The following is a 26,002-nucleotide window of genomic DNA, read 5'->3' on the forward strand; positions in this document are numbered from 1 at the left end:
CGGGCGCGGGGTGGCGGATGGATGGGGTCGGTCGGTGCGGAGCGTTCTGGACATGCGATGCATTCGTGGAGGGCGGAAGGCACCGAGTGTCGGCAGCGGAGTTGACAGCGGTTTGACGGCCGCGTGACAGCGGCATGCAGCCCCTGCCCCGGAGGCCCGCGGCGGTCAGCCGCCCCGGTTGCGCATCCAGTCGGCCGTGCCCATGAAGCTCTCTTTCAGCCGCGTGCGCAGCGCCTCGGGCACGGCCGTTTCCTGCATGGCCTGGTCCATGCAGGCCACCCATTCGTCGCGCTCCTTCACGCCGATGGAGAACGGCATGTGGCGCATGCGCAGCCGCGGGTGGCCGAAGCGGCTCTGGTAGTGGTCGGGCCCGCCCAGCCAGCCGCAGAGGAACCAGAAGAGCTTGTCGCGGGCATCGGCCAGCGTGCTGCCGTGCGCGGCGCGCAACGCGGCGTAGGCCGGCTCCAGGTCCATCAGGTCGTAGAAGCGGTCGACCAGCGAGTGCACGGCGGGTTCGCCGCCGATCCATTCGAACGGCGTCGCGGCGTGGGGCGCTGCGGTGGCATCGGCGGGGGTGTCGGGTGCAGTCATGTCGTTCCGGCGCCGCCCGGTTAGCGGCGCAGTTTCAATGATCAAAACAGGTTCTGGCGCTTGTATTCATTGCGCAATCAGCTACCATTTTAATAGCAAACGCCATCACCGGCCGTCACTCGGCCGCGCGGCGCAGCGTCTGCATGACCGGCCGGCGCAGGATGTCCCGCATGCCCCACCAGCCCGCCGCCAGCGCCAGCACGGCGCCCGCGCCCGCCCCGGCCAGCGGCACCCACGGCTGCGCCGTCCAGGTGAAGTCGAACACGAACCGCGCCAGCGCCCAGCCCACGGCGACGGCCACGCTGCTGGCCAGGAAGCCGGCCAGCAGGCCCACGCCCGCCAGCTCCGCCCGCTGCACCTGGCGCAGCAGCCGCGCCTGCGCGCCGACGGCCCGCATGATGGCGTATTCGCGGGCGCGTTCCTCCCGGGTGGCGGTGACGGCGGCGAACAGCACCACCAGCCCGGCGGCCAGCGTGAAGCCGAAGAGGAACTCAACCGCCCGCACCACCTGCCGCAGCACGTTCTGCACCTGGGCCAGCGTGGCGCTCATGTCCACGTTGGTGATGTTGGGGAAGGCGCGCACCAGTGCGTTGTCGAAGCTGGCGCCGCCACCGCCGGGCGGCGCGCCCGCGGGGGCGGCCTGACCCGGAGGCAGCGCATGCGCGGCGGCGGATGCGCGCGGCGGCCACACGTCCGGCGCGCGGAAGGCCGCCAGGTAGGTAACCGGCATCTCGGGCGGCATGCTGGCGGCCGTGTACATCACGAAGAAGTTGGCGCGCAGCGAACCCCAGTCCACCTCGCGCAGGCTGGTGATGCGCGCCTCGCTGGGCATGCCGCCCACGTCGAAGCGCAGGGTGTCGCCGAGCTTGAGGCCCAGGGTCTTGGCGATGCCGTCCTCCACGCTGACCTCCCCCTGGACGCCGGCCGTCCAGCGCCCGGCGACGATGGTGTTGTGCGCGGGCGCCTCGGCGGCGTTGGAGAGGTTGAACTCGCGGTCCACCAGCCGCTTGGCGCGGTCGTCGGCGTAGTCGTCCACCGCCACCTCACGGCCATTGATGGCCACCAGGCGGCCCCGGATCATCGGATACCAGTCGTACTGCCGCACCCCACCGTCGCGCAGCGCCTGCTGGAACGCATCCGCCTGGTCGGGCATGACGTTGATGACGAAGCGGTTGGGCGCATCGGCCGGCGTGGCGCGCTGCCAGCTGCCGATGAGGTCGGTGCGCAGCAGCACCAGCAGCACCAGCGCCAGCAGGCCCACGGCCAGGCTGCTGACCTGCACCACCGCGTACACCGGCCGGGCGGAGATCTGCCGCGTGGCCAGCACCAGCCAGCGCGGCGCGGTGGCTTCATTGACGCTGCGGCGCAGCAGCGCCACCGCGCCCCAGGCCAGGCCCGCGAACAGCGCCACCGCGCCCGCGAAACCACCCACGGCGATCAGGCCCAGCTTGAGGTCGCTGCTCACGGCCAGCAACAGCGCGGCGAAGCCGGCCACCCCCACGGCCAGCACGACCAGCGACGCGGGCTTGAGCCCGCCCAGGTCGCGCCGGATGACGCGCAGCGGCGGCACCCGCGCCAGCTGCAGCACCGGCGGCAGCCCGAAGGCGAACAGCAGGGTCAGCCCCATGCCCAGCCCGAACACCACCGGCCAGAGGCTGGCGGCGGGCAACGCCGTTTCGACCAGGCCCGCCAGCAGCAGCACGAACACGTAGTGCACGGCGAAGCCCAGCGCCACGCCGAGGCTGCTGGCGACGAGGCCGATCAGGGCGAATTCGACGATGTAGCTGCCGGCGATGGAGCGCTGGCTCTGGCCCAGCACGCGCAAGAGCGCGGCGGCATCCAGATGGTCGTTGGCGAAGCCGCGCGCCGCCAGCGCCACGGCCACGGCCGACAGCAGCGCGGCCAGCAGGGCGACGAGGCTGAGGAAGTTCTGCGCCCGCTCCAGGGTCTGGCGCATCTCCGGGCGGCCGCTCTCCAGCGATTCGAGCCGCACGCCGTGCACGCCGGGACGGTGCACCTCGGCCTCGGCCCAGGTGGTGAACTGCCGCACGGCGGCAGGCTCGCCCGCCACGGCCAGCCGGTAGGTCAGGCGGCTGGCGGGCTGCACCAGGCCGCTGGCGGGCAGGTCGGCCGCATTCACCATCACGCGGGGCGCGAAGCTCATGAAGCCGCCGCCGCGGTCCGGCTCCAGCGTGATGACGCGGCCGATGCGCAGCGCGACGTCGCCCAGCCAGAGCTTGTCGCCCATGGCCAGGCCGAGCGATTCGAGCACGGGCGCGTCCACCCAGGCCTCGCCCGGCGCGGGAACGCCCTGCGTGGCCTGGCCGGGCTGGCCGGGCGCCGGCGCCGTGCTGACCTGGCCGCGCAGCGGGTAGCCCGCCTCCACGCTCTTGAGCGCCACAAGGCGGCTGGCCCCGCCCTGGGAGTCGTCGGCCCGGCCCATGGTGGGAAAGCCCAGCGTGGTGGCGGTGGCGAGGCCCAGCGCCCGGGCGCGATCGGCGAAGGCGGCGGGCGTGGGGTTGTCGCTCACCACGACGGCGTCGCCGCCCAGCAGCTGCAGGGCGTCGCGCTGCAGGCCGCCCTGCAGCCGGTCGGCGAAGAAGCCGACGGAGGTGAGCGCCGCCACGGCCAGCGTGACGGCCACGATGAGCAGGCGCAGCTCGCCTGCGCGCAGGTCGCGCCACAAGGTGCGCCAACCCACGCGAATGAATGAAATTTGCATGGCGGCGACGTTAGCGCAATTGCCGGGGTGGCAGCGTTTTGGGGGAATCCCGGCGCCCGTCACCGGCCCGGCAGTGCCGGCCAGGTCACCCCTCCGCCCTGGGCCTTCATGGCCCCCTGGTGCGTTGCCCGGGGCCTATTCCGCTGGCCGCACCGGCTCGGGCGCCGCCAGCTCCGGCTGCCAGACGATGCGCTCTGCCCCGCTGTAGCAGACGAAGCGGCGGTTCGTCGCCCGGCCGATGGCGCACAGGCCCAATTGCCGCGCCACCTCGTGGCCCATCTGGGTCATGCCGCTGCGCGACACGACGATGGGCACGCCCATCTGCGCAGACTTGATGACCATCTCGCTGGTCAGCCGGCCGGTGGTGTAGAACACCTTGTCGCCGCCGGGCAGCGGGCCGCCGGGCTGCATCCACATCCAGCCGGCGATGGTGTCGACGGCGTTGTGGCGGCCCACGTCCTCCACGAACACCAGCATCTGCGCGCCCTGGAACAGCGCGCAGCCATGCACCGAGCCGGCCGACTTGTACGTCGACTCCTGCAGGCGAATGGCATTGACCAGGCCGTAGAGCTCGCCCTGTGCCAGCCGTGCCGGCCCCAGGGAGATGTGGTGCACCTCGTCCATCAGCCCGCCGAACACGCTGCCCTGCCCGCAGCCGGTGGTGACCACCTTGCGGGCGGTGCGCTCTTCGATGCGGGCGATGCCGCCGCGCGTGGCCACGGCGGCGGCGTTGACGTCCCAGTCCACGGTGATGGATTCGATCTCGTCCACCGAATCCACGAGCCGCTGGTTGCGCAGATAGCCCAGCACCAGCCACTCGGGGTGCGCGCCCAACGTCATCAGCGTGACGATCTCGCGCCGGTCCACATACACGGTCAGCGGGCGCTCGGCGGGAATGGGCAGCGACTCGCGCTCGCCGCGCTCGTTCAGCACCTCGACGGCGTGCGTGAGCGGCGCCCGCGCCTGCGTAAGGCGCGGCAGTCGCGGCAGGCGCGGAGGGGGGGCGGCTGGCCCGTGGAAGGTGTCTTCTTGCCGTGTCATGAACACCAGACTAACCCAGAAAAAGACCGGCACGCGGCCGGTCGGTGGGGGGGTGGGTTGGAGCGCCGGGCACGGCCCCTGAAAGCGCACAGGGCCGGCAGCGAGGCCCGTCTCAGGGCTTCTTGCCGTCGGCCGCGTCGGGCACGGCAGTGTTGTGCGGGCTGCTGGCGTTGCCCGGTGGCGAATGCGCGCCAGCGGCCTCCAGCGGCTTGGCCTCGGGCGGCGTGTAGGCGAACGGCCCCGGGTCGGCGCAAGGCACGTTGGTGGCGGGCACGGGCGCCGGGTTGGCGGCCGTGCGGCGGTAATGGGCGGCCACCTTGTCCTGCGCCAGGCAGAGCTTATAGGCGTCGGCCTTGGCGCTCCAGGCCGTCTTGGCAGCGGTTTCGCCGGCCTTGGCCTGGGCTTCGGGGGTCAGGGGCGGCAGCTTGGCGGCCGCGCCGCCGGCCAGCGTGGCCAGCAGCAGCGCCAGGGCGCCGGAGGTGAGGAGGTGTCGGTGGGTCATGTCGTGCTCCTGGCGACGGTGGCCGTGCCGGCGGCCGGCAGCGGCGGGCGCTCGGCGCTGCGCTGGGCAGGGATCTTGCCGTCGCGAATGTCTTTGGCCCAGAGGGCGTGGTGTTCCTGGGCCCATTCCTCGCTGACGTAGCCCGTCTTCATGGCCTTGTACGCGCCGCGCATGCCGATGGTGCCCATGTAGATATGGCCCAGCAGCAGCGCCATCATCCAGACGGCCAGCGTGGCGTGCACCATGTGCGCGACCTGCATCTCGCCGCGCAGCACACCCCAGCCGGGAATGAGCTTATCCAGCACCAGGCCCGACAGCACCACGAAGATGCCCGGAATGGTGATGCCCCACCAGAACATGCCCTTCTCGCCCGCATTGAAGCGGTGCGAGGGCACTTCTTCGTCGCCACCGCCCAGCATGCCGCCGGCGCGCTTCACCCAGATCCAGTCGGCCATGGTGGCGATGTTGTCCTTGACGAAGGTGAGGATGATGACCGCCAGGGATACGGCGAAGAGCGGCCCCATGAAGTTGTGAACGTTCTTGAGCACGTAGGCGAGCCAGCCGAACAGCGTGGACCCCATGATGGGCAGCAGGAAGAACTTGCCGAAGGCCATGACGATGCCCGAGATGGCCAGCGTGCAGAAGGCGATGGCGTTGGCCCAGTGGGCCGCCCGCTCGAACGGCGTGAAGCGCTCGATGCGCCGGCCCGGGCCATCGACCGGGGCGTGGCCCATGGGGCCTTTGGCGAAATAGAAGATGGCGAGCGCCAGCAGCGTGATCACCAGCAGCGCCGCGCCGTACGGAATGATCCAGCGGTTGCGCACCTCGCGCCAAGCCTCCCCCGCGTTGGTGTAGCGCGAGCCGGGGTACTGCACGAAGGGCTGGATCAGGTTGCCGGCCTCAGGCGCCTGGGTGACGGGCAGGCTGCTGTAGCCTGTCACGCCCTGCCCCACCTGCCGCCACATGGGCGCGTTGTTGCCGGGCTGCACGCGGGCACGTTCGCCGTTGCTCTGCTCGGCATAGCCGGGGTCGGCGCTGGCGTCGGGCTTGACCTCGAAGATGTTCTGGCTGCGGATGCCGCCAGACGTAGCGGGCACGGCAGCGGCCTGCGCCGGGGCGGCCGCGGAGGCCGCGGAGGCCGCGCTTGCGGGCGCGGGTGCCGGTGCCTGCTGCGCCCAGGCCGCGCCGCCGGCCAGCAGCATCGCGATCAGAAGGTGTTTCATGGCAGGCCTCGCGTCACCGGATGCGGGTGTATTCGTTCTGGCCGTACAGCATGCGGGCCTTGGTTTCCTGCTCCCAGCTGGTCCGGTCGCCGGCCTTCCAGCCGGGCGCGGTGAAGTTGCTGCCGGTGCCGGCATAGGCCGGCGCGTCGCCGGTGATGGCGTGGCCGGTCTGCACCTTTTCGCCGCAACCGGCGAGCGCCGCCACCGCGGCGGCCGCGCACATCAGCGAAAGAACGTGGCGCTTCATGACTTGCCCCCTTGCGGCGGCTGGCCGGCCTGGCGGGAGCCGTAGGCCGTGCCCCAGCCCCACACTTCAGCGCCCTTGCCGCGCTGCACCACCCGGTTGCGGAAGATGTCGGCCACCACGTCGCCGTCGCCGGCCAGCAGGGCCTTGGTGGAACACATCTCGGCGCAGGCCGGCAGCTTGCCTTCGGCCAGCCGGTTGCGGCCGTACTTCTCGAATTCGGCCTGGCTGCCATGCGTTTCGGGGCCACCGGCGCAGAAGGTGCATTTGTCCATCTTGCCGCGCACGCCGAACGTGCCTTGCGACGGGAACTGCGGCGCGCCGAACGGGCAGGCGTAGCTGCAGTAGCCGCAGCCAATGCAGACGTCCTTGTCGTGCAGCACCACGCCCTCGTCGGTGCGGTAGAAGCAGTTGACGGGGCAGACGGCCATGCAGGGCGCGTCGCTGCAGTGCATGCAGGCCACCGAGATGGACTTCTCGCCGGGCACGCCGTCGTTGAGCGTGACCACGCGGCGGCGGTTCACGCCCCAGGGCACTTCGTGCTCGTTCTTGCAGGCGGTGACGCAGCTGTTGCATTCGATGCAGCGTTCTGCATCGCAGATGAATTTCATGCGTGCCATGTCAGGCCTCCGAAGGGGTGAGTGGCAGGCGGCGGGCGGTGGCGGTAGTCGTCATCGTCGGGTTCTTTCTGTCTGGCCGGGGCTCGCTGCAGCCCGCTCAGGCCGCTTCCACGTTACAGATCGTGGTCTTGGTTTCCTGCATCATCGTCACGCTGTCGTAGCCGTAGGTGGTCGCCGTGTTCACGGCTTCACCGCGCACGACGGGCGCCGCGCCCTTGGGGTAGTAGTCGAGCATGTCCTTGCCCTGCCAGTGGCCCGAGAAGTGGAACGGCATGAACACGGTGTCGGCCGCCACGCGCTCGGTCACCAGCGCCTGCACGTTGATGCGCGCGCCGGTGGGGGTGCTGAGCCACACGCGGCCGCCGTGGCGGATGCCCCGGTCGGCGGCGATCTTGGGGTGGATCTCGACGAAGGCCTCCTGCTGCAGTTCGGCCAGCCAGGGGTTGGAACGGGTTTCCTCGCCGCCCCCTTCGTATTCGACCAGCCGGCCCGACGTCATGATGAGCGGATACTTCTCGTGCACGCGGTCGGCGATGTTCTTGTCCTGCACGGTCTTGTAGAGCGTGGGCAGGCGCCAGAAGGCCTTCTTGTCGTCGTGCGTGGGGTACTTGGCCGCCATGTCGGGCCGAATGCCGAAGAGCGGCTCGCGGTGCTGCGGAATCGGGTCGGGGAAGTTCCACACCACTGCGCGCGCCTTGGCGTTGCCGAAGGGGTGGCAGCCGTGGTTCTTCATCACCACGCGGATGATGCCGCCCGAGTTGTCGGTCTTCCAGTTCTTGCCCTCAGCGGCCTTCTTCTCGGCGTCGGTCAGCTCGTTCCACCAGCCCAGCTTCTTGACCAGCACGTGGTCGAACTCGGGGTAGCCGGTGGTGATGTCGGCACCCAGCGAGTAGGAGCCGTCTTCGGCCAGCAGGTTGACGCCGTCCTTTTCCACGCCGAAGTTGGCGCGGAAGTTGCCGCCACCGTCCATCACGTGCTTGGAGGTGTCGTACAGGTTGGGCGAGCCGGGGTGCTTGAACTCCGGCGTGCCGAAGCACGGCCAGGGCAGGCCGAAATAGTCGCCGGTGAGGTCGTAGCCGGTGTCCTTGTCCTTGCCGCCCTTGGCCTTGAGCGTCTTCACGTCGAACACATGCATGTTCTTCATGTGCGCCTTCAGGCGCTCGGGGCTCTGCCCGGTGTAGCCGATGGTCCAGACGCAGCGGTTGATCTCGCGCAAGATGTCTTCCGGCACGGGCTCGTCCATGCCCTTGACCTTCTGCAGCTTGTAGTTCTTGACCAGTTCCGGACCGAAGCCGAGCTTCTGCGCAAACTGGTACATGATCATGTGGTCGGTGCGGCTCTCCCAGAGCGGCTCGATCACCTTCTCGCGCCACTGCAGCGAACGGTTGGAGGCCGTGCAGGAGCCGCTGGTCTCGAACTGCGTGGCGGCGGGCAGCAGGTACACCGCCCGGTTGGGGTTTAGGTCCTCGGGCTTGCCCGGCATGGCGGCCATGGCGGCGGTGGCCGAGGGGTACGGGTCCACCACGACCAGCAGGTCGAGCTTGTCCATGGCGCGCTTCATCTCCAGCCCGCGCGTCTGCGAGTTGGGCGCATGGCCCCAGAAGAACACGCCGCGCAGGTTGGAATCCTGGTCGATCAGTTCGTTCTTTTCCAGCACGCCGTCGATCCAGCGCGACACGGTGATGCCGTTCTTGCTCATCATGCCGGCGGACGGGTAGCGGCTCTTGATCCACTCGAAATCGACGCCCCAGGCCTGGGCGAAATGCTTCCACGCGCCTTCCGCCAGGCCGTAGTAGCCGGGCAGCGAATCGGGGTTGGGGCCGACGTCGGTCGCGCCCTGCACGTTGTCGTGGCCGCGGAAGATGTTGGTGCCGCCGCCGGACTTGCCCACGTTGCCGAGAGCCAGCTGCAGGATGCACGAGGCCCGCACGATGGCGTTGCCGATGGTGTGCTGGGTCTGGCCCATGCACCAGACCACCGTGCCCGGCCGGTTCTCGTTCAGCCAGGTGGCGACCTTGAGCACCTGCGCTTCCTTCACGCCGCAGGCCTCTTCCACCTTGTCGGGCGTCCACTTGGCCATGATCTCGTCACGCACCTTGTCCATGCCGTAGACGCGGTCCTGGATGTACTTCTTGTCTTCCCAGCCGTTCTTGAAGATGTGGTAGAGCACGCCGAAGAGGAACGGGATGTCGGTGCCCGAGCGGATGCGTACGTATTCGTCGGCCTTGGCCGCCGTGCGGGTGAAGCGCGGGTCCACCACGATCACCTTGCAGCCGGTTTCCTTGGCGTGCAGCAGGTGCAGCATGCTGACGGGGTGCGCCTCGGCAGCGTTGGAGCCGATGTACAGGGCGACCTTGCTGTTCTGCATGTCGTTGTACGAATTGGTCATGGCGCCGTAGCCCCATGTGTTGGCGACGCCTGCCACGGTGGTGGAATGGCAGATGCGCGCCTGGTGGTCGCAGTTGTTGCTGCCCCAGAAGCTGACGAACTTGCGCAACAGATAGGCCTGCTCGTTGTTGTGCTTGGAAGAGCCCACGAAATAGACGCTGTCGGGGCCGCTGGCCTTGCGCAGCTCCTGCATGCGGGCGGTGATCTCGTCCAGCGCCGTGTCCCAGCTGATGCGCTCGTACTTGCCGTTCACCAGCTTCATCGGGTAGCGCAGGCGGTATTCGCCATGGCCGTGCTCGCGCAGCGCCGCCCCCTTGGCGCAATGCGCGCCCAGGTTGATGGGCGAGTCGAACACCGGCTCCTGCCGCACCCACACGCCGTTCTCGACCACGGCATCGACCGCGCAGCCGACGGAGCAGTGCGAGCAGACCGTGCGGCGCACCGTCACGGCCGTGTCGCCGATGCCCACCTTGGCGCCCTCGGCCGCATCGGCGCGGCGCACCAGGGTGAGCTGCGAGGCGGCCAGCCCCACCCCGACGCCCAGGCCGGAACGCCGCAGGAAGGCGCGACGGTCCATGGTGGGCAGTGCTTGAGACAGGCCGCGGCGCAGGCTGTGCACGAACGCGGGCGCGTGCGCAGCGTGGGCCGCGCCAGAATTTTTCTTGGTGAGCAACATGGGGCGACCCGCTTTCTTCAAAGCCGGGTGGTCTTGTAGTAGTGCTTGACGTGGTCGGAGAGGTGGTAGCCGCCGCCGCGCTCGGGCGCGGGACGGGGCTCCAGCTCGGGCGCGGGCGCCGCGTCGAGGGCGACCTGGGGCAGCACGCTGACGGCAGCGGCCGCTGCGCCGACGGTGGCGGCGCCGCCGAAGAAGCGGCGGCGCGAGGAGGAAGGCTGGCGTTCCTGCATGGATGTCTCCAGGATGGCTGGCGTAGTTATGAAAACACTTGCATACAGTCTAGGGCATCGACTGCAGCGTCGCAACGACTCTTGACCGTCTTGGTGCGCTTTGGCGGCACCGGCTGACAACTCACTCCAGCATGTCGAAGCCCTGGGTCTCCACCGCCACGAAGGCGGCGGTGAACCCGGCGAGCGACGCATAAAAGCGCGCCTGGGGGTGGCCGCCGAGGGTGTCGCAGAGTTGCTTCACCCAGGGCTGCAGGTGGTCGGCGAAGAACTGGCGCTGCGACTCCAGATGGCACACGCCGCCGTCCTCTCCCGCGATGAGATAGCGCATCACTTCGCTGACGTAGGCCACGTGGTCTTCCGTTTCGGGCATGTCGTCGCCCCGGCCCAGCCCCAGGCGGGACAGGTGGGCGCGCAGCCTCGCCAGGGGCTTTTCGTTGAGAAAGCCGCTGAGGTAATGGGAGGCATAGAGATACACCTCGGGCTTGCCGACACCGCCGAAAAGCCGTTCGTATTCCTGCGCCACCTCCGCGTCGCTCAGGGCGCGGGCCGCGCCCACCAGCTGCTGCCAGGGCTCCTGCAGGAAAGCGCCCTGCGCGGGCGCCTCGGTCGGCGCCACGCGCATGGCGCCCAGCAGTTCAGGGCTGGGCGGCGCGTAATAGAGCTGCGCCAGCAGTCCGTAGATTTCCGCCCGGGCGGTTTCCTCGTCGAGCGCGGAGGCGGTGGGCGGTGCGGAAAGGGTGGCAGTGGCGCTCACAGCTGGGTCACTTTCGATTCGTTCTGCGCGGAATAGAGGTCGATCACGCGGCAGTCGCCGCACATCTTGAGCCGCTCCAGCGCCTCGCCCTGGAACATGGGGTGGCCCGACAGGCGCGTCAGCATGGCCTCGATGGCCTTGAGGGTGCCGAACGGCTTGCCGCAGCGCACGCAGCCCCAGGGCTGGGTTTCGTTCAGCACGCGCGGCTGGGCGCGCTCAGGCGCGAGCGACAGGCGCGGCACCAGCTGGATGGCGTCTTCCGGGCAGGTGGTGGCGCACAGGCCGCACTGCACGCAGTTCTTTTCGACGAAGCGCAGCTGCGGGGCGTTGGGGTTGTCCTGCAGCGCGCTGGCCGGGCAGGCGCTCACGCAGCTCAGGCACAGGGTGCAGCGCGATGCGTCCACCACCACGTCGCCGAACGGGCTGGCCGCCGGCAGCGCGATGGCGGGCGGCAGCGCGGCGGGCGCGGGCGCCTGGGCCACCAAGTGGTCGATGGCGAGCTCGAGCGTGCTGCGCTTGTCGGCCGCCACGGCAAAGCGCGCCGGCACCGCGGGGCCCTGCGTGCGCGCCGCCGCCAGCACCTTCAACGCGGCATCGAGATCGGCGACGCTCGTGGCCCGCACCAGCTGCAGGTGCCTGCCGGCATAACCCAGGCCCTGCAGGATCGCCTGCGCCACGTCCATCTGCGCCTGCAGCCCGTCCAGGTACTGCGGCGCCTCTTCGGCCGTGACCAGCACCACGACCTGCGCCGCGCCCTGCGCGACGGCGCTGAGCCAGACGTCCAGCCCCAGGCTGGCGGTGTGCCAGAGCGCCATCGGAATGACCTGGGCCGGCACGCCGTGCGCGGTGCCCAGCCGCGCGGCGCGGCCGAGTTCCTCCACCAGTTGCTGGCCACGCTCCTGGCTGTGCAGCAGCAGCGTCGCCCGGCCGCCGCCAGCGGCGGCGTAGGTGCCCAGCAGCGTGCGGATCTTCGCGCCCTGGTCGGGAGCGGCCGGGTAGGCATACGACAGCGCGCCGGTGGGGCACACCGTGGTGCAGGCGCCGCAGCCCACGCACAGGTGCGGATTGACCTGGATCTGCTGGCGCGACTTGTCGCTGCGCACGGCCTCGGCCGAGCAGATGTCGATGCAGGCGCTGCAGCCGACTTCCTGGTTGCGGCTGTGGGCGCAGAGCTTCTGCCGGTAGGTGAAGAACCTGGGCTTCTCGAATTCACCCACCAGATCGCGAAGGCGCAGCAGCACGGCGGCGTCCTGCCCGCCCCAGCGGAAATAGCCCTGGGGCGGCGCATGCTGCGCGAAGGTGGGCATGGCCTCGCCGGGGCGCAAGTCGAGCACCAGGTCGAACCGCTCGGTGCGCGGCGCCGCCGAGACCCGGTCGAACTGGATCGCGCCGGCCACCTGGCAGGCCTTCACGCAGGCACGGTGCCCGGTGCAGGCGGCCAGGTCGATCTGGTAGTCGAGCCCGATGGCGTTCTCGGGGCAGGCGGACAGGCAGGCATTGCAGCGTGTGCAGAGGTCGAGATCGATCGGGTTGTCGGCCACCCATTCCACGTCGAACGCGCCGAGCCAGCCCTTGAGCGACAGCAGCCGCCCGCCCAGCACGGGGTAGCGCCGCTCCTGCGCGCCGCCGGCCGCACCGGGGCCTTGCGTGAACACGGTCACGTCGAGCACGTCGCCCACCAGCGCGGCCGCCCGCTCGGCGGCATGCACCGGGCCGATCACCAGCAGCCGGCCCGCGCTGCGGAAGGTGACCGTGGGCACCGGCTCGGGCTCGGGCAGCCGGGCCGCCGCCAGCAGGGCGGCGAGCTTGGGGCTGGCGTCGCGCGCGTCCTGGCTCCAGCCGCCGGTCTCGCGGATGTTGACGAAGCGCACCGGCGACACGGCGCCTTCGGTCTGCTCGGCCAGTTCGCCGAAGAGGCGCCGCTCCTGCGTGCAGGCGACGACGACCTCGTCGCCGCTGCGCACGGCCTGCTGGAACGCGCCGGCTTCACGCCGGCACAGGGTGGAATGGAGCGTCAGCTCTTCATGAAGCACCGCGCCCAGCGCCCGGGAGTCGAGCGGCATGGTCCGGTTGCAGTCGCATATCAGCGTCTTGGACATCGGGTGATTGGCTGGCATGCGCCTCGGCAGCGGCCGCGCTGGAAGGCGGCGCGGCCGCCGGCGCAGGCTGGCTAGGAATGGCGTTGCATACGCGGGACTGTGCCACATCCACGCCTTGCGGCACGGGGAGTTCCCCTACATCCCCGGCGCCGCGGTCGGGCATGTCCTGCGGTTCGCCGGCCGTGGACGACTCGGCCCCGGTGGCGGCGTGGTCCGGCCCGGCCTCGGCCGTGCCGCTGGCCGGGCCGTCGCTCACCAGCCCCATGCTGCGCGCGCTGGCCAGCTGGTTCAGCATGCCGGCGGGCAACGGGTCGGGCAGCGAATAGTCATCGATGTAGATGTCGAGCCCGTCCATCACGTTGAAGTGCGGGTCGGTGAACAGCTTGCGCATGGCGGCGTTGCGCACTTCGGGCGACAGCGTGCGGGCCACGAAGGGCGAGAAGTCGGATTGCCGGTCCAGCGCCGCCACGTCCTGCAGCGTGGGGACGGCAGGCGGCTGTGCGGCCGGGGCCGGGCCGCCGGCGGGATCGGCAGGCACGGCGGCGATGTCCAGCGGCGCGGCGGCGTCGGGCCGCAAGGCCGTTGGCGGTGGCGCGGGCACCGCATCGGGCAGCGCCGCGCCCTCCCGCGTCAGTTGCTTGCGCCGCGACCAGCGCCCGAGAAAGCCGCCTTCATCCGCCATGGCCGTCTCCCGTCTCGCCGCCCGGCGGCCTGCGGGCACCGCCGCCGCCGCGCCGGTCCTTGTCGGTCGATACCGATGCGGGGTTGCCGAAGCGGTCGGTCAGCGGCTTGAAGCTGTCGGGCCGGCGGCGGCGCTTGGGTTCGGCCACGTAGTGCTCGTCCACGAACGCCTGCGCCCAGGCCCGCACTTCGTCGGGGGCGGGCACCTGGTCCACGTTCTCCTGCGCATCGAGCCAGCGGCCCGCGTCGTGATAGCTCAGGCTCACGTCGACCGGGCGGGCCAGCTCGTGGCCATCCTCGCCGGGCGCCTCGTCGAGCCGCCAGTGCACGAACCAGCAGGGCGCGGGCGAGGTGAGGTTCAGGTGGTAGCCCTCGGCGTCGTCGCGAAAGAGTGCCGCCTGGAACCCGGGGAACAGCCAGCGCTGCTCCTTCTCGTCTTCGCGCAGCAGGCGCGCGCCGCTGCCGAAGGCGGGCTGTGCGGGCACCACGTCCACCAGCTCCCAGCGCCAGGGCTGCCAGCGGTTGTCCAGGTGTTCACGCCGCATGATGACGGCGACGTCGAGTGTGGGTCGGTCAGACATGCGGGCACTGTACCCGCGTGGACGATTCCCGGCGCCGTCCTCGGGCGCGACGGCCCGGCCTCATGCCGCCAGCGAGCCGCCCGCCGCGTACAGCACGCCGCGCGGCGCCCGCACCAGGCCCCAGAGCCGCAAACCCGCCAGCTCCGCCACCTGCACGCCGGTGGCGGTGGGCGCCGAGATGGTCGCCAGCGCGGAGATGCCCACCCGGGCGCACTTGCGCACCAGTTCGTGGCTGCCCCGGCTGGTCAGCACCACGAAGCCCGGCTCGCCCAGGCGACCCGCTCCCGCCAGGGCGCCGATCAGCTTGTCGAGCGCGTTGTGCCGTCCGACGTCTTCGCAGGCGAGCTGCAGCTCGCCATCGAGGCCCGCCCAGCCCGCCGCATGCAGGGCGCCGGCCTGCGCGTTGTGCGGCTGCAGGGCGTGCAGGCCGGCAACCGCCCGCAGCACCAGCGGCAGATCGATGCGGGCCAGCCAGTCATGGGCCGGCAGCCGCGCCGGTTCCAGGTCGAGCGCGGCGAAGCTCTCCACGCCGCACACGCCGCAGCCGGTGCGCCCCGCGATGCTGCGCCGGCGGTGCCGCAGCCGCTCGAAGCAGCGGGTCGATATCTCCAGATGCACCTCGATGCCGGGCACGCCTGCGGGCAGGTGCGCCACGGCGCCATCGACCGCCTGCTGCGTGATACCGCGGCAATCGGCCGGGCCGTCCAGAATGCCTTCGCTCAGCGCGAACCCGAGCGCGAAATCTTCCAGCCGCTCGGGCGTGGCCATCATCACCGCGTGGGAGATGCCGTTGAACACCAGCGCGACGGGGATCTCCGCCGCCAGGGTGTCGCCGCGCTCCACGCCGTCGGCCGGCGCGCCGGGCTCGCCGAACACGCGCACCCGGTGCGTGGCCAGCGGCGGGCAGCCCACCTCGGCCTCGCGCTGTGTGTGCGTGCCGAGCCAGGCGCGGCCGGCGGCGGTCAGGTGCGCCGTCCACCGGCCATCGCCCTGCTCCAGCCGCGCCCAGCCCGGGCCGGCGCTGCCGCCGATGACCGCATCGCCCATCCGGCTCAGCTCGCGCATCAGCACGCTCGCGCCCTGCCCCAGCGACTTGCCCAGCCTGGGCAGCGACACACCCGCTCCGGCATCGTCCTCGGCCAGGCGCCGCAGGATCCGCAGGTGCAGCGGCTCGCCCGTGCCGTCGCCCAGCGGAGCGGTAGGCACCGTCATGCGGCCATGGCCTGCACGCCCCGATGCGGCAGCAGCAGCACCGGGATGGATTTGGACGTCGGCGTGCCGGCCGCGTCGGCCACGGCCGAGAGCGGCACCAGCGGATTGGTCTCCGGGTAGTAGGCGGCCAGGTTGCCGCGCGGAATGTCGTAGGCCACCAGCTTGAAGCCGTCGGCACGGCGTTCCTGCCCGTCGGCCCAGACGGTCTCGATGTCCACCCAGTCGCCGTCCTTCATTCCCAAGGCGCGGATGTCGGCTTCGTGGATGAACACCACGCGGCGTTGCCCGTAGACGCCGCGGTAGCGGTCGTCCATGCCGTAGATGGTGGTGTTGTACTGGTCGTGCGAGCGGGTGGTGAGCAACGTGAAGACGATGGAGTCCTTCAGCCGGGCGCGGGCCTGGTGGGAGGGCGTGTCCTGCCGCACGACCGGCGCATGGAAGCTGGCCTTGCCGGAGGCCGTGGCCCAAACCCGCTCGCTGGCCGTGTTGCGCAGGCGAAAGCCGCCCGGCCGGGCGACGCGCCGGTTGAAGTCCTTGAAGTCCGGAAACACCTGCTCGATCAGATCGCGGATGCGCGCATAGTCTTCCACCAGCCAGTGCCAGCGCACGGCGCTGCGGCCCGCCAGGGTGGCCGCGGCCAGGCGCGCCACGATGGCGGGCTCGGACAGCAGGTGCTCCGACGCCGGCGGGTTGATGCCCATGGAGATGTGCACCATGCTCATCGAATCCTCCACCGTCACGCCTTGCGGGCCGGCGGCCTGCATGTCGATCTCGGTGCGTCCCAGGCAGGGCAGGATCAGCGCCTCGCGCCCGTGCACCACGTGGCTGCGGTTGAGCTTGGTGGTCACGTGCACCGTCAGGTCGCAGCGGCGCAGCGCCTTCCAGGTTTCATAGGTGTCGGGTGTCGCGGCGGCGAAGTTGCCGCCCAGGGCGAAGAACACCTTGCCGTGGCCTTCCCGCATCAGGCGGATCGCCTCCACCGTGTCCACGCCGTCCTGGCGCGGCGGCTCGAAGCCGAACACGTCGCGCAGCCTGTCCAGCAGCGCGGTGGGCGGCTTTTCCCAGATGCCCATGGTGCGGTCGCCCTGCACGTTGCTGTGGCCGCGCACCGGGCAGGCGCCTGCACCTGCGCGGCCGATGTTGCCGCGCATGAGCAGCAGGCTGACGATGGCCTGGATGGTTTCCACCGCGTGCTTGTGCTGGGTGACGCCCATGCCCCAGCAGGCGATCACGCTGCCCGCGCCGATGCAGATGTCGCCCGCCGAGCGCATCTGCGCCTCGGTGAGGCCCGACTCTTCCTCCAGCAGTGCCCACGACTCGCGCCGCAGGTTGTCCGCCATGGCTTCGAAGCCGGTGGTGTGCTCGTCGATGAAGCCGTGGTCGAGCACGCCGCCGCGCAGGTCTTCCTGTTCCAGCACGTGCTTCATGATGCCCTTGACCGCCGGCAGATCGCCGCCCACGCGCAGCTGGAAGTAGTGCGTGCTGATGGGCGTGGAGCCCAGCGTCGCCATCTCCAGCTTGTCCTGCGGGTCGGCGAAGCGCTCCAGCCCGCGCTCGCGCAGCGGGTTGAAGCTCACGATGCGGGCGCCCCGCTTGTGCGCCTCGCGCAGCTCGCCCAGCATGCGCGGGTGGTTGGTGCCGGGGTTCTGGCCGAAGATGAAGATGGCGTCCGCATGCTCGAAGTCCTGCAGCGTCACCGTGCCCTTGCCCACGCCGATCTGCGGGCGCATGCCGCTGCCGCTGGGCTCGTGGCACATGTTGGAGCAGTCGGGAAAGTTGTTGGTGCCGTACTGCCGCACGAACAGCTGGTAGAGGAAGGCTGCTTCGTTGCTGGCGCGGCCCGACGTGTAGAAGATCGCCTGGTTCGGGTCGGGCAGCGCGCGCAGGTGGCGCGCGATCAGCGCGAAGGCGTCGTCCCAGGCGATGGGCCGGTAGCGGTCGCTGGCCGCGTCGTACGCCATGGGGTGGGTGAGGCGGCCCTGGTCTTCCAGCCAGAAGTCGCTTTGCTGTGCGAGTTCGGCAACGGTGTATCGGTCGAACAGCTCCGGGCCGGCGCGGCGGGCCGTCGCCTCGGCGGCCACGGCCTTCACGCCGTTCTCGCAGAATTCGAACGTGGAGGCGTGGTTGCGGTCGGGCCAGGCGCAGCCCGGGCAGTCGAAGCCGTCGGGCTGGTTGGCCGACAGCAGCGTCCTGGCGCCCTTGACCGGGATGTCCTGGCGCAACAGCGCATTCTTCACGCTGTTGAGCGCCCCCCAGCCACCCGCGGGGCCCTTGTAGAACTCGATCTTTTCCTGCTTCATCCTGGTCTCCTGGCCGCATGGGGACGGCGCCCTGCGGCAGCCCTGTCCGGTCCCATCGTAGGGGGGCGGGCGCCGCGGGCGTGTCGGCGCCGTTCCTGTCCGGGCGGCACGGCGGGTTACTGGAAGAACTTGGCGGCGCTGCCCAGTGTCTTGTAGATACCCCAGCAGAGCGGAATGCCCACCGCCAGCCAGGCGAATGCCACCAGCGCCGGGCTGGTCGCTCCGCCCGCGCCCGTGCCGCTGCCCACTTCCGCCGCCACGCTCTTCTCGTGCGCCAGCCGCTTTTCATGGGCCAGCTCTTCGTCGCTCATGAACCATTTGTCGGCCAGCGGCCGCACCAGCAGGTTGGCGACGAGGCCGATCACCAGCATGCCCACCAGGATGTACATGGTCTGGTTGTAGACCTGCTCGCGCGGCAGGCCCAGGCCCAGCTGGTATTCGCGCATGTAGTTCACCACCACCGGCCCGAGGATGCCGGCGGTAGCCCAGGCCGTGAGCAGGCGGCCGTGGATGGCGCCGACGAACTGCGTGCCGAACAGGTCGGCCAGGTAGGCCGGCACCGTGGCGAAGCCGCCGCCGTACATCGACAGGATGACGCAGAACGCGCCCACGAACAGCAGCTTGTGACCGGCGCTGGCCGAGCTGGGAATGCTGGCGTACATGAGCCCGCCCAGCACGAAGAAGATCACGTAGGTCATCTTGCGACCGAGCTTGTCCGAGAGGCTCGCCCAGAAGAATCGCCCGCCGATGTTGAAGAGCGACAGCAGCGCGGTGAAGCCCCCCGCCACCGCCGCGATGGCGGCCAGCTGCGCCTTGTCGAGCTCACCGAATTTTTGCGGCACGCCGATGAGGCCGCCGCCGAACACTTCCTGCAGCATGGGCGACGCCATGCCGATCACGCCGATGCCGGCGCTGACGTTCATGCACAGCACCACCCACACCAGCCAGAACTGCGGAATGCCCCAGACCCGCTTCACGTGCACGTGGCGCTGCGTGATCATGGTGTTGGCCGACGGGGGCGGCGGCGTCCAGCCGGCCGGCTTCCAGCCCGTGGCGGGCACGCGGTAGCCCAGGGCGCCAGCCATCATGAACACGAAGTAGACCAGCGCCATGACCACGAAGGTCTGCATCACGCCCACGTCGGTCGGCGTGGCGAAGTGCTTCATCAGGTCCACCGCCAGGGGCGAGCCGATCATCGCGCCGCCGCCGAAGCCCATGATGGCCATGCCGGTCGCCATGCCGCGCCGGTCAGGAAACCACTTGATGAGCGTGGACACCGGCGAGATGTAGCCCAGCCCGAGGCCGATGCCGCCGATCACGCCCGAGCCCAGGATCATCAGCCAGAACTGGTGCAGGTGGATGCCCAGCGCCGACAGCAGCATGCCGCCGCACCAGCACACGGCCGACACCACGCCGGCCTTGCGCGGGCCGGCGCGCTCCAGCCAGCCGCCCCAGACGGCGGCCGAGCAGCCCAGGAAGACGAAGAACAGCGTGTACATCCAGCCCAGCGTGGCCACGCGCCAGTCGCAGCCTGTGGCGAACAGCTCCGCGAAGAAGCTCATGTCCTTGGGGCAGGCCGCACCCGTCCCTGCAGTGGACAGCGCCTTGGACAGCGGCAGCCAGAACACCGAGAAGCCGTAGGCCATGCCGATGCACAGGTGGATGGCCAGGGCCGCGGGCGGCACCAGCCAGCGATTGAAGCCCGGGCCCGCGATGATGCGTTCCTTGTCCAGAAAACCGGGGGCCGTCCCGGATTCCTTGCCTACCGTTGCCGATGCAGCAGCCATCGAATGCTCCCTCTCCTGGTGGTGGGCGCGCCTGCGCGCAGCCCTGTTGCCAAATGCTTGACGGCAGTCAAGTCGGCACGGAGTGTCTGGATGTATCCGTCGGGGCGTCAAATGGAATCAGCGCATGGGCCGATTCAAAACCCGAATGTATGCACGGCCGAACACAGGTGGCGGTTGCGGCCACCGGCCTGGTGAGTCAGCCGTCGATGGAGCCGCTGGAGGCCGCCACTTCCTCGGCCCAGGCCGGCTGCTCCAGCAAGGCCACCGCGGCTTCCAGCGCGCGGGACATCCGCGGCATCCGCTGCGTCATGAACCCGATGGGCGTGCGGATGTCGGGCGACACCAGCGGCAGCGCCTCCAGGGACCGCTCGTGGCGCGACGCCGCCACCATGGCGCCGGGCAGCACGCTGCAGACCTCGCCCGACAGCACGCTCAGCACCAGCGTCAGCACGGAGTTGGTCTCGATCGCGGGCACGGGCGACGCGCCGGCCTCGCGCAGCGCGTCGTCGACGATGGAGCGGTTGAACATGTCCGGCGTGAGCAGGCACAGCGGCAGGCGGCCGGCCTTGCTCCAGGCGATGGCGTCGCCGATGCGCAGGCGCTGCGGCGCCGGCCTGGCGGCGCGGCGCACCAGGTAGTAGCGTTCGGTGCACTGCGGCCACGACCGCAGCTGCGCCCGCTGGGCCTGCATGCGCTCGCTGTAGCCCAGCGCCAGGTCGACCGAGAGGTCTTCCAGCCCGCGCTCCAGTTCGACCGAACTCATGGACAGCACCACCGGCTGGATGCCCGGGTGCCGCGTGCGCAGCTGCACGGCAAAGCGCGACAGCAGCGGAATGGCCGTGGGCGTGGCCGCCATGCGCAGGCGGCCCCGGGGCGACTCCTCGGTGCTGCGCAGCTCGCGCCGCAGCACCTCGGTGTCGTGCAGCATGCGCCGGGCGGCGGCCACCACCGCGTCGCCCTCGTGCGTCAGGCCTTCGAACGCCCGGCCCCGCTGCACGATCACCACGCCGAATTCTTCCTCCAGCGCCCGCAGCGCGTTCGACAGCGCCGGCTGCGTGATGTGGCAGGCCTGCGCCGCCCGGCCGAAGTGGCGATGCTCGTCGAGGGCGACGAGATAGCGCATGGCGGCCAGCAGGTTCATGGAACTTGGGGCCTTATCTCAGGTGTCCTTACTGATGGAAATCGTCGGGAACTTGGAAGAGAAATCCTTGGCCTGCTGGGCGATCTTGACCGCCACGTCGCGCGCCACCTTCTTGTAGATCTGCGCGACCTCGCCGTCCGGGTCGGCCACCACCGTGGGCTTGCCGCTGTCGGCCTGCAGGCGGATGGACATGTCCAGCGGCAGCGCGCCCAGGTAGTCCATGCCGTATTCCGCCGCCATCTTCCTGCCGCCGTCAGCGCCGAAGATGTGCTCGACATGGCCGCACTGGCTGCACACGTGGGCGGCCATGTTCTCGACGATGCCGAGGATGGGCACGCCTACCTTCTCGAACATCTTGATGCCTTTCTTGGCGTCCAGCAGGGCGATGTCCTGCGGGGTAGTGACGATGACCGCGCCGGTCATGGGCACGCGCTGGCTGAGCGTGAGCTGGATGTCGCCGGTGCCGGGCGGCATGTCGATGATGAGGTAATCGAGGTCCTTCCAGTTGGTCTGGCGCAGCAGCTGCTCCAGCGCCTGGGTGGCCATGGGGCCGCGCCAGATCATGGCCTCGTCCTGGTCGATCAGGAAGCCGATGGACATCACCTGCACGCCGTGGTTTTCCAGCGGCTCCATGGTCTTGCCGTCGTCGCTTTCCGGGCGGCGGCTGATGCCCAGCATCATGGGCTGGCTGGGGCCGTAGATGTCGGCGTCGAGCACGCCCACGCTGGCGCCCTCGGCGGCCAGTGCCAGCGCCAGGTTGGCGGCGGTGGTGCTCTTGCCCACGCCGCCCTTGCCCGAGGCCACGGCGATGATGTTCTTCACCTGGGGCAGCAGCTGCACGCCGCGCTGCACGGCATGGGCCGTGACCTTGCTCGCGATCTGCACCGAGACGTTCTCCACCCCCGGCACGGCACGGGCGGCGGCCACGAACTGGCGCCGCAGCTCGGGCACCAGGCTCCTGGCCGGATAGCCCAGCTCCACGTCGAAGGCGACGTCCGCGCCGCTGATCTGCACGTTGCGCAAGGCGCGGGTGGAGACGAAATCCTTGCCGGTATGGGGGTCGCGCACCTGCGCGAGCGCCGCCAAGAGGCCCTGTTCTGTGACTGCCATGCTGTTCTTCACTCCTGTGGGTCGGGTAGTCTATCGAACGCCCGCGCCCCTGCCGGCCTGCGGGACAATCGCGCCTCGCATGGCCGCGCCCGCCTTCCTCCCCGCTTTCCCAGAGACCGCCCCGTGAAATTCAAGATGGCTCCCAATTCCCTGTTCGCGATCCTGCTGCGCTCGCCGTGGTGGATCAGCTTCGTGGCGGCGGCCGCCATCGCGCTGCTGTGCGGCGCGCTGCTGCCGGCCCACCTGGCGCCCTTTGCGGCGGTGGGCGTGCTGCCGCTGCTCGTCGTGGGCAGCATGGCGGCGTGGCGGCAATGGAAGGCGCCCAGCGCGGCGAAGGTCGCGGCCGTGCGGTCGGCGGCGGCCGGCATGTCCTGGCGTGACTTCTCCGCCGCGCTGGAACGCGCCTGGCAGGCCGAAGGCCACACGGTGCAGCGCTTGAACGGCCAGCCGGCCGACCTGCGCCTGGCACGCGGCGGCCAGACGCTGCTGGTGATGGCGCGCCGCTGGAAGGCCGCCACCCATGGCGCCGAGCCGCTGCGCGAGCTGCAGGCCGCCGTGCGGGCGCATCAGGCCACGGCCGGCATCTACGTGGCGCTGCAGGGCCAGGTGAGCGACAACGCCCGCGACTTCGCCCGCGACAACGGCCTGGTGCTGATGGAAGCGGACGCGCTGGCCGTGCTGCTGCTTCGGCACCCCGCCCGCTGAAGGGCGGCCGCCCAGCGCGCCAGACTCCGCCGGGCGGGGCTGGCCCCAGGCCCTACGCGCCCAGCGGCAGGGCGTCCAGCTCCGCGTAGGCGCGCCTGAGCCAGGTCTTCACGCGCTGGCGCTCCAGCAGGCCCAGCGCATCCGGGCCGGTCGTGCCGTGAGCGGCCGCCCAGAAGCTGGCGTTCTGCCGGTCGATCTTGCGCATGCTCGCCTCGTGCAGGGGTGCCAAGTCGATCACATGGCCGCCCGCGTCGCGCAGCCGGCGCAGCGCGTCGGAGGCGTCCAGCTGGGCGAAGTCGCTGCCGCGGCCCTGGTTGCGGACCACGATGTAGCCGGGGCCGGCGCCGTAGGTATCGATCAGGCGGCCCAGCAGGTCCACCGAGTCCTTGCCCCCGTCCGTGACGTGCCAGAAATTCACCGCCACGCCCATGCCATCCATCAGCGCCACCAGGTCGGAGTCCTGGACCCAGCGCGCGAGCGGAGCGGCCGTCTGCGCGGCCAGATCGACGATCACGTGCGGTGCCGGCCCGGCCTCGGGCAGCGACTCGTACACGCCGGCGATGGCATCGAGCCCCTCGTAGGTGTCCACCACCACCGGCGCGGCGTAATCGCCATAGAAGCGCTGGAACGAGGTGTGCGAACGGTCGGTGTCGAAGCCCGTGAAGGCGCGCCCGTGGTCGATGAAGTACTGGGCCAGCAGCCGGGCGACGACGGACTTGCCGACGCCGCCCTTTTCGCCGCCGATGAAGTTGATGGATGCCATGGGTTTCCTTGGAGTCAGGCTGAAAAGCGAAAAGAAGCAAGACCTGCGCCGGGCTCGGGGCACACGCCCCGCGCCCGGTGCAGGCCCTGCGGGCGCGCACGATGCCGTCCGCCCGCAGGGCCGCAGAATGTACCGCGCCCGCATCGGGGCGGGCCGCAGCGGGTTCGCCGGCCGGTGGGGAGTGCAGCGCCTAAAATCTCCCGTTCCGCCCGAAAAAAGCCGCACTGCCCATGACGTCCCCCGCACGCCACCTCTTCGTCACCACCGCCCTGCCCTACGCCAACGGCAACTTCCACATCGGCCACATCATGGAATACATCCAGGCCGACATCTGGGTGCGGTTCCAGCGCATGCGCGGGCATCCGGTCAACTTCGTGGGCGCCGACGACACGCACGGCGCGCCGATCATGATCGCCGCCGAAAAGGCCGGCGTGACGCCCCAGCAGTTCGTCGCCGGCATCGCCGCCGGCCGCAGGCAGTACCTGGACGGCTTTCACATCAGCTTCGACAACTGGCACAGCACCGACGCGCCCGAGAACCACGAACTGGCCCGCCAGATCTACCGCGACCTGCGCGACCGCGCCGACGGCAGCCTGATCGAGGTGCGCACCATCGAGCAGTTCTTCGACCCCGAGAAGAACATGTTCCTGCCCGACCGCTACATCAAGGGCGAGTGCCCCAAGTGCCATGCCAAGGACCAGTACGGCGACAACTGCGAGGTCTGCGGCTCCGTCTATGCGCCCACCGACCTGATCGAGCCGTTTTCGGCCCTCTCGGGCGCCAGGCCGGAGCTCAAGAGCTCGGAGCATTTCTTCTTCAAGCTCTCCGACCCGCGCTGCGTGGAGTTCCTGGGAAAGTGGACGCAGGACGGCAGGCTGCAGCCCGAGGTGGCCAACAAGATCCGCGAATGGTTCTCCGTGCGCACCAACCCGGACGGCACGCAGAGCGAGGGCCTGGGCGACTGGGACATCAGCCGCGACGCTCCCTACTTCGGCATCGAGATCCCGGACGCGCCGGGCAAATACTTCTACGTGTGGCTGGACGCGCCCGTGGGCTACCTGGCGTCGCTGAAGAACCTGCTGGAAAAGCGCGGCGAGAACTACGACGCCTACATGGCCAACCCGCTGCTGGAGCAGTACCACTTCATCGGCAAGGACATCGTCACCTTCCATACGCTGTTCTGGCCCGCCATGCTGCATTTCAGCGGCCGCAAGACGCCCGACAACGTCTTCGTGCACGGCTTCCTCACCGTGAACAACGGCGAGAAGATGAGCAAGAGCCGGGGCACGGGCCTGGACCCGCTCAAGTACCTGAAGCTGGACATGAACGCCGAGTGGCTGCGCTACTACCTGGCGGCCAAGCTCAGCGCCCGCAACGAAGACATCGACTTCAACGCCGAGGACTTCATGCTGCGCGTGAACAGCGACCTGATCGGCAAGTACGTCAACATCGCCAGCCGGGCGGCGGGCTTTCTCACCAAGCGCTTCGAGGGCCGCCTGACCAGCGACTTCGGCGCCGCAGGCAGCGCCCTGCTGGCCGACGTGCGGGGCGCGGGCGATGCCATCGCGCAGATGTACGAGGCGCGCGAATACGGCCGCGCCACCCGCGAGATCATGCTGCTGGCCGACCGGGTCAACGCCTACGTGGACCAGAACAAGCCCTGGGACCTGGCCAAGGACCCGGCCAACAACCTGGCGCTGCATCAGGTCTGCTCGGTGCTGGTGAACGCCTTCGCGGCGCTGACGCGCTACCTGGCGCCGGTGCTGCCGGGCCTGTCGCTGGCGGTGGAGAAATTCGTCGGCCAGAGCATGCAGCAGTGGAGCGTCGCCGGCGACGTGCAGGCCATCGCCCCCTACCAGCACCTGATGCAGCGGGTCACGCCGGAGCAGCTCGAAGCCCTTTTCGAGCCTCCAGCGCCCGCCACGCCTGCGCCTGCAGCTACTGAAACCATAGCAGAACCCGGCGGCGAGGCGCTCGCGCCCACCATCGGCATCGACGACTTCGCCAAGATCGACCTGCGCATCGCGCGGATCGTGAACTGCGAGCCGGTCGAAGGCTCCACCAAGCTTCTGCGCCTGACGCTGGACGTGGGCGAAGGCAAGACACGCAACGTCTTCAGCGGCATCGCCAGCGCCTACCAGCCGGCCGACCTGATCGGCAAGCACACGGTGATGGTCGCCAACCTGGCGCCGCGCAAGATGAAGTTCGGCGTGAGCGAAGGCATGGTGCTGGCCGCCAGCCACGGCGACGAGAAGGCCCAGCCGGGCATCTACGTGCTGGAGCCGCTGCCCGGCGCCACGCCCGGCATGCGCGTGCGCTGACCGCCTGGGCTGCTGCCCCATGCGCTCCCAACCCGGCCCGCGCCGCATGCGCCAGCGCCTGCCCTGCATCGCCCTGGCGGCGGCCCTGGCCGGGCTGGGCTCCGGCTGCACGGTGGTCGCCGTGGCCGGCGCGGCTGTGAGCGTCACGGCCAGCGCCGTCGGACTGGCGGCCGATGCCGCTGTGGGTACGGCGAAGATTGTCGGCAAGGGCGTGGGCATGGCGGCCGACGCGGCGATGGGCGGCGGGGATGACCAGAGCGGCATCCAGGTGCGTGAATCGATCCGGCCGGCGGGCTCCTGAGCCGCCCGCC

General features: G+C 70.2%; 22 protein-coding genes. 3 read left to right on the forward strand and 19 right to left on the reverse strand.

The features are described from left to right. Window positions 1-165: 165 nt before the first annotated feature. The 18 genes from ABWV53_RS19015 to apbC all read right to left on the reverse strand — a co-directional run bounded on the left by ABWV53_RS19015 (window position 166) and on the right by apbC (window position 21,902). Window positions 166-591, reverse strand: a complete 426-nt coding sequence (locus ABWV53_RS19015; RefSeq protein ID WP_353367710.1) for a group II truncated hemoglobin — start codon at window positions 589-591, stop codon at window positions 166-168. Window positions 592-706: 115 nt separating this feature from the next. Beyond that, window positions 707-3,313 carry an ABC transporter permease gene (locus ABWV53_RS19020; protein ID WP_353367711.1) on the reverse strand — a complete coding sequence of 869 codons (2,607 nt, stop codon included), beginning with the start codon at window positions 3,311-3,313 and terminating at the stop codon, window positions 707-709. A gap of 135 nt (window positions 3,314-3,448) precedes the next feature. After that, window positions 3,449-4,354: a formate dehydrogenase accessory sulfurtransferase FdhD gene (locus tag ABWV53_RS19025; protein ID WP_353367712.1), complete on the reverse strand. Its 906-nt coding sequence runs from the start codon at window positions 4,352-4,354 to the stop codon at window positions 3,449-3,451. 112 nt (window positions 4,355-4,466) lie between these two features. Next, the gene (locus ABWV53_RS19030) at window positions 4,467-4,856 is read right to left on the reverse strand and encodes a hypothetical protein (RefSeq protein WP_353367713.1); all 390 of its coding nucleotides are present in this window, start codon (window positions 4,854-4,856) and stop codon (window positions 4,467-4,469) included. Next, window positions 4,853-6,079: a formate dehydrogenase subunit gamma gene (locus tag ABWV53_RS19035; RefSeq protein WP_353367714.1), complete on the reverse strand. Its 1,227-nt coding sequence runs from the start codon at window positions 6,077-6,079 to the stop codon at window positions 4,853-4,855. The genes ABWV53_RS19030 and ABWV53_RS19035 overlap by 4 nt, the downstream gene beginning before the upstream one ends. A 13-nt stretch (window positions 6,080-6,092) precedes the next feature. After that, window positions 6,093-6,326: a hypothetical protein gene (locus tag ABWV53_RS19040; protein WP_353367715.1), complete on the reverse strand. Its 234-nt coding sequence runs from the start codon at window positions 6,324-6,326 to the stop codon at window positions 6,093-6,095. Further along, complete coding sequence (gene fdh3B / locus ABWV53_RS19045; RefSeq protein WP_353367716.1) at window positions 6,323-6,943, reverse strand: formate dehydrogenase FDH3 subunit beta; 621 nt, start codon at window positions 6,941-6,943, stop codon at window positions 6,323-6,325. The genes ABWV53_RS19040 and fdh3B overlap by 4 nt, the downstream gene beginning before the upstream one ends. A 97-nt stretch (window positions 6,944-7,040) precedes the next feature. Next, window positions 7,041-10,007 (reverse strand): formate dehydrogenase subunit alpha, encoded by a 2,967-nt coding sequence (locus ABWV53_RS19050; RefSeq protein ID WP_353367717.1) that lies wholly within the window; start codon window positions 10,005-10,007, stop codon window positions 7,041-7,043. Window positions 10,008-10,024: 17 nt separating this feature from the next. Further along, window positions 10,025-10,237: a formate dehydrogenase gene (locus ABWV53_RS19055; protein WP_353367718.1), complete on the reverse strand. Its 213-nt coding sequence runs from the start codon at window positions 10,235-10,237 to the stop codon at window positions 10,025-10,027. Window positions 10,238-10,358: 121 nt separating this feature from the next. Further along, the gene (locus ABWV53_RS19060; protein WP_353367719.1) at window positions 10,359-10,991 is read right to left on the reverse strand and encodes a TorD/DmsD family molecular chaperone; all 633 of its coding nucleotides are present in this window, start codon (window positions 10,989-10,991) and stop codon (window positions 10,359-10,361) included. Further along, entirely contained in the window at window positions 10,988-13,054 is a 2,067-nt protein-coding gene (locus ABWV53_RS19065) for a 4Fe-4S binding protein (protein ID WP_353367720.1), read from the reverse strand. The genes ABWV53_RS19060 and ABWV53_RS19065 overlap by 4 nt, the downstream gene beginning before the upstream one ends. After that, a complete protein-coding gene (locus ABWV53_RS19070; protein WP_353367721.1) occupies window positions 13,014-13,772 on the reverse strand; it encodes a DUF3306 domain-containing protein in 759 nt (252 codons plus the stop codon). Before ABWV53_RS19070 ends, ABWV53_RS19065 begins: the two co-directional genes overlap by 41 nt. Continuing rightward, window positions 13,762-14,352: a DUF3305 domain-containing protein gene (locus ABWV53_RS19075; protein ID WP_353367722.1), complete on the reverse strand. Its 591-nt coding sequence runs from the start codon at window positions 14,350-14,352 to the stop codon at window positions 13,762-13,764. The genes ABWV53_RS19070 and ABWV53_RS19075 overlap by 11 nt, the downstream gene beginning before the upstream one ends. Window positions 14,353-14,412: 60 nt before the next feature. Then, window positions 14,413-15,234, reverse strand: coding sequence for a formate dehydrogenase accessory sulfurtransferase FdhD (gene fdhD / locus ABWV53_RS19080; RefSeq protein ID WP_353367828.1), 822 nt, complete (start codon window positions 15,232-15,234; stop codon window positions 14,413-14,415). Window positions 15,235-15,560: 326 nt separating this feature from the next. Then, window positions 15,561-17,864: an FdhF/YdeP family oxidoreductase gene (locus ABWV53_RS19085; protein WP_353367723.1), complete on the reverse strand. Its 2,304-nt coding sequence runs from the start codon at window positions 17,862-17,864 to the stop codon at window positions 15,561-15,563. Between the two features lie 116 nt (window positions 17,865-17,980). Then, on the reverse strand, window positions 17,981-19,651 hold the full coding sequence (locus tag ABWV53_RS19090) for an OFA family MFS transporter (RefSeq protein WP_353367724.1): 1,671 nt from the start codon (window positions 19,649-19,651) through the stop codon (window positions 17,981-17,983). Between the two features lie 196 nt (window positions 19,652-19,847). Next, a complete protein-coding gene (locus tag ABWV53_RS19095) occupies window positions 19,848-20,792 on the reverse strand; it encodes a LysR substrate-binding domain-containing protein (RefSeq protein WP_353367725.1) in 945 nt (314 codons plus the stop codon). Window positions 20,793-20,810: 18 nt separating this feature from the next. Continuing rightward, window positions 20,811-21,902, reverse strand: a complete 1,092-nt coding sequence (gene apbC / locus ABWV53_RS19100) for an iron-sulfur cluster carrier protein ApbC (RefSeq protein WP_353367726.1) — start codon at window positions 21,900-21,902, stop codon at window positions 20,811-20,813. A 135-nt stretch (window positions 21,903-22,037) separates the two neighbouring features. Here apbC and ABWV53_RS19105 point away from each other — a divergent pair, with 135 nt between their 5' ends. Continuing rightward, a complete protein-coding gene (locus ABWV53_RS19105) occupies window positions 22,038-22,607 on the forward strand; it encodes a restriction endonuclease (RefSeq protein ID WP_353367829.1) in 570 nt (189 codons plus the stop codon). 52 nt (window positions 22,608-22,659) lie between these two features. Here the strand turns inward: ABWV53_RS19105 and ABWV53_RS19110 are convergent, their stop codons facing one another. Then, window positions 22,660-23,370 (reverse strand): P-loop NTPase family protein, encoded by a 711-nt coding sequence (locus tag ABWV53_RS19110; RefSeq protein ID WP_353367727.1) that lies wholly within the window; start codon window positions 23,368-23,370, stop codon window positions 22,660-22,662. 230 nt (window positions 23,371-23,600) lie between these two features. Between ABWV53_RS19110 and metG the strand changes: the two genes are divergently transcribed. After that, window positions 23,601-25,691: a methionine--tRNA ligase gene (gene metG, locus ABWV53_RS19115; RefSeq protein WP_353367728.1), complete on the forward strand. Its 2,091-nt coding sequence runs from the start codon at window positions 23,601-23,603 to the stop codon at window positions 25,689-25,691. Between the two features lie 46 nt (window positions 25,692-25,737). Then, window positions 25,738-25,992 carry a hypothetical protein gene (locus ABWV53_RS19120; protein WP_353367830.1) on the forward strand — a complete coding sequence of 85 codons (255 nt, stop codon included), beginning with the start codon at window positions 25,738-25,740 and terminating at the stop codon, window positions 25,990-25,992. Window positions 25,993-26,002: the final 10 nt, after the last annotated feature.

This window comes from Acidovorax sp. FG27 (assembly GCF_040365715.1).
Taxonomy (GTDB): Bacteria; Pseudomonadota; Gammaproteobacteria; order Burkholderiales; family Burkholderiaceae_C; genus Paracidovorax.

What these genes read in the sequence shown, in the direction of transcription:
- ABWV53_RS19040 (WP_353367715.1), bottom strand. Translation starts at nt 6,326, where the DNA reads ATGAAGCGCCACGTTCTTTCGCTGATGTGCGCGGCCGCCGCGGTGGCG.
- ABWV53_RS19055 (WP_353367718.1), bottom strand. Translation starts at nt 10,237, where the DNA reads ATGCAGGAACGCCAGCCTTCCTCCTCGCGCCGCCGCTTCTTCGGCGGC.
- ABWV53_RS19090 (WP_353367724.1), bottom strand. Translation starts at nt 19,651, where the DNA reads ATGGCTGCTGCATCGGCAACGGTAGGCAAGGAATCCGGGACGGCCCCC.
- ABWV53_RS19095 (WP_353367725.1), bottom strand. Translation starts at nt 20,792, where the DNA reads ATGAACCTGCTGGCCGCCATGCGCTATCTCGTCGCCCTCGACGAGCAT.
- ABWV53_RS19030 (WP_353367713.1), bottom strand. Translation starts at nt 4,856, where the DNA reads ATGACCCACCGACACCTCCTCACCTCCGGCGCCCTGGCGCTGCTGCTG.
- ABWV53_RS19085 (WP_353367723.1), bottom strand. Translation starts at nt 17,864, where the DNA reads ATGAAGCAGGAAAAGATCGAGTTCTACAAGGGCCCCGCGGGTGGCTGG.
- ABWV53_RS19075 (WP_353367722.1), bottom strand. Translation starts at nt 14,352, where the DNA reads ATGTCTGACCGACCCACACTCGACGTCGCCGTCATCATGCGGCGTGAA.
- ABWV53_RS19120 (WP_353367830.1), top strand. Translation starts at nt 25,738, where the DNA reads ATGCGCCAGCGCCTGCCCTGCATCGCCCTGGCGGCGGCCCTGGCCGGG.
- fdh3B (WP_353367716.1), bottom strand. Translation starts at nt 6,943, where the DNA reads ATGGCACGCATGAAATTCATCTGCGATGCAGAACGCTGCATCGAATGC.
- ABWV53_RS19105 (WP_353367829.1), top strand. Translation starts at nt 22,038, where the DNA reads ATGGCTCCCAATTCCCTGTTCGCGATCCTGCTGCGCTCGCCGTGGTGG.
- ABWV53_RS19015 (WP_353367710.1), bottom strand. Translation starts at nt 591, where the DNA reads ATGACTGCACCCGACACCCCCGCCGATGCCACCGCAGCGCCCCACGCC.
- ABWV53_RS19050 (WP_353367717.1), bottom strand. Translation starts at nt 10,007, where the DNA reads ATGTTGCTCACCAAGAAAAATTCTGGCGCGGCCCACGCTGCGCACGCG.
- ABWV53_RS19110 (WP_353367727.1), bottom strand. Translation starts at nt 23,370, where the DNA reads ATGGCATCCATCAACTTCATCGGCGGCGAAAAGGGCGGCGTCGGCAAG.
- ABWV53_RS19035 (WP_353367714.1), bottom strand. Translation starts at nt 6,079, where the DNA reads ATGAAACACCTTCTGATCGCGATGCTGCTGGCCGGCGGCGCGGCCTGG.
- ABWV53_RS19065 (WP_353367720.1), bottom strand. Translation starts at nt 13,054, where the DNA reads ATGCCGCTCGACTCCCGGGCGCTGGGCGCGGTGCTTCATGAAGAGCTG.
- ABWV53_RS19020 (WP_353367711.1), bottom strand. Translation starts at nt 3,313, where the DNA reads ATGCAAATTTCATTCATTCGCGTGGGTTGGCGCACCTTGTGGCGCGAC.
- ABWV53_RS19025 (WP_353367712.1), bottom strand. Translation starts at nt 4,354, where the DNA reads ATGACACGGCAAGAAGACACCTTCCACGGGCCAGCCGCCCCCCCTCCG.
- apbC (WP_353367726.1), bottom strand. Translation starts at nt 21,902, where the DNA reads ATGGCAGTCACAGAACAGGGCCTCTTGGCGGCGCTCGCGCAGGTGCGC.
- ABWV53_RS19070 (WP_353367721.1), bottom strand. Translation starts at nt 13,772, where the DNA reads ATGGCGGATGAAGGCGGCTTTCTCGGGCGCTGGTCGCGGCGCAAGCAA.
- metG (WP_353367728.1), top strand. Translation starts at nt 23,601, where the DNA reads ATGACGTCCCCCGCACGCCACCTCTTCGTCACCACCGCCCTGCCCTAC.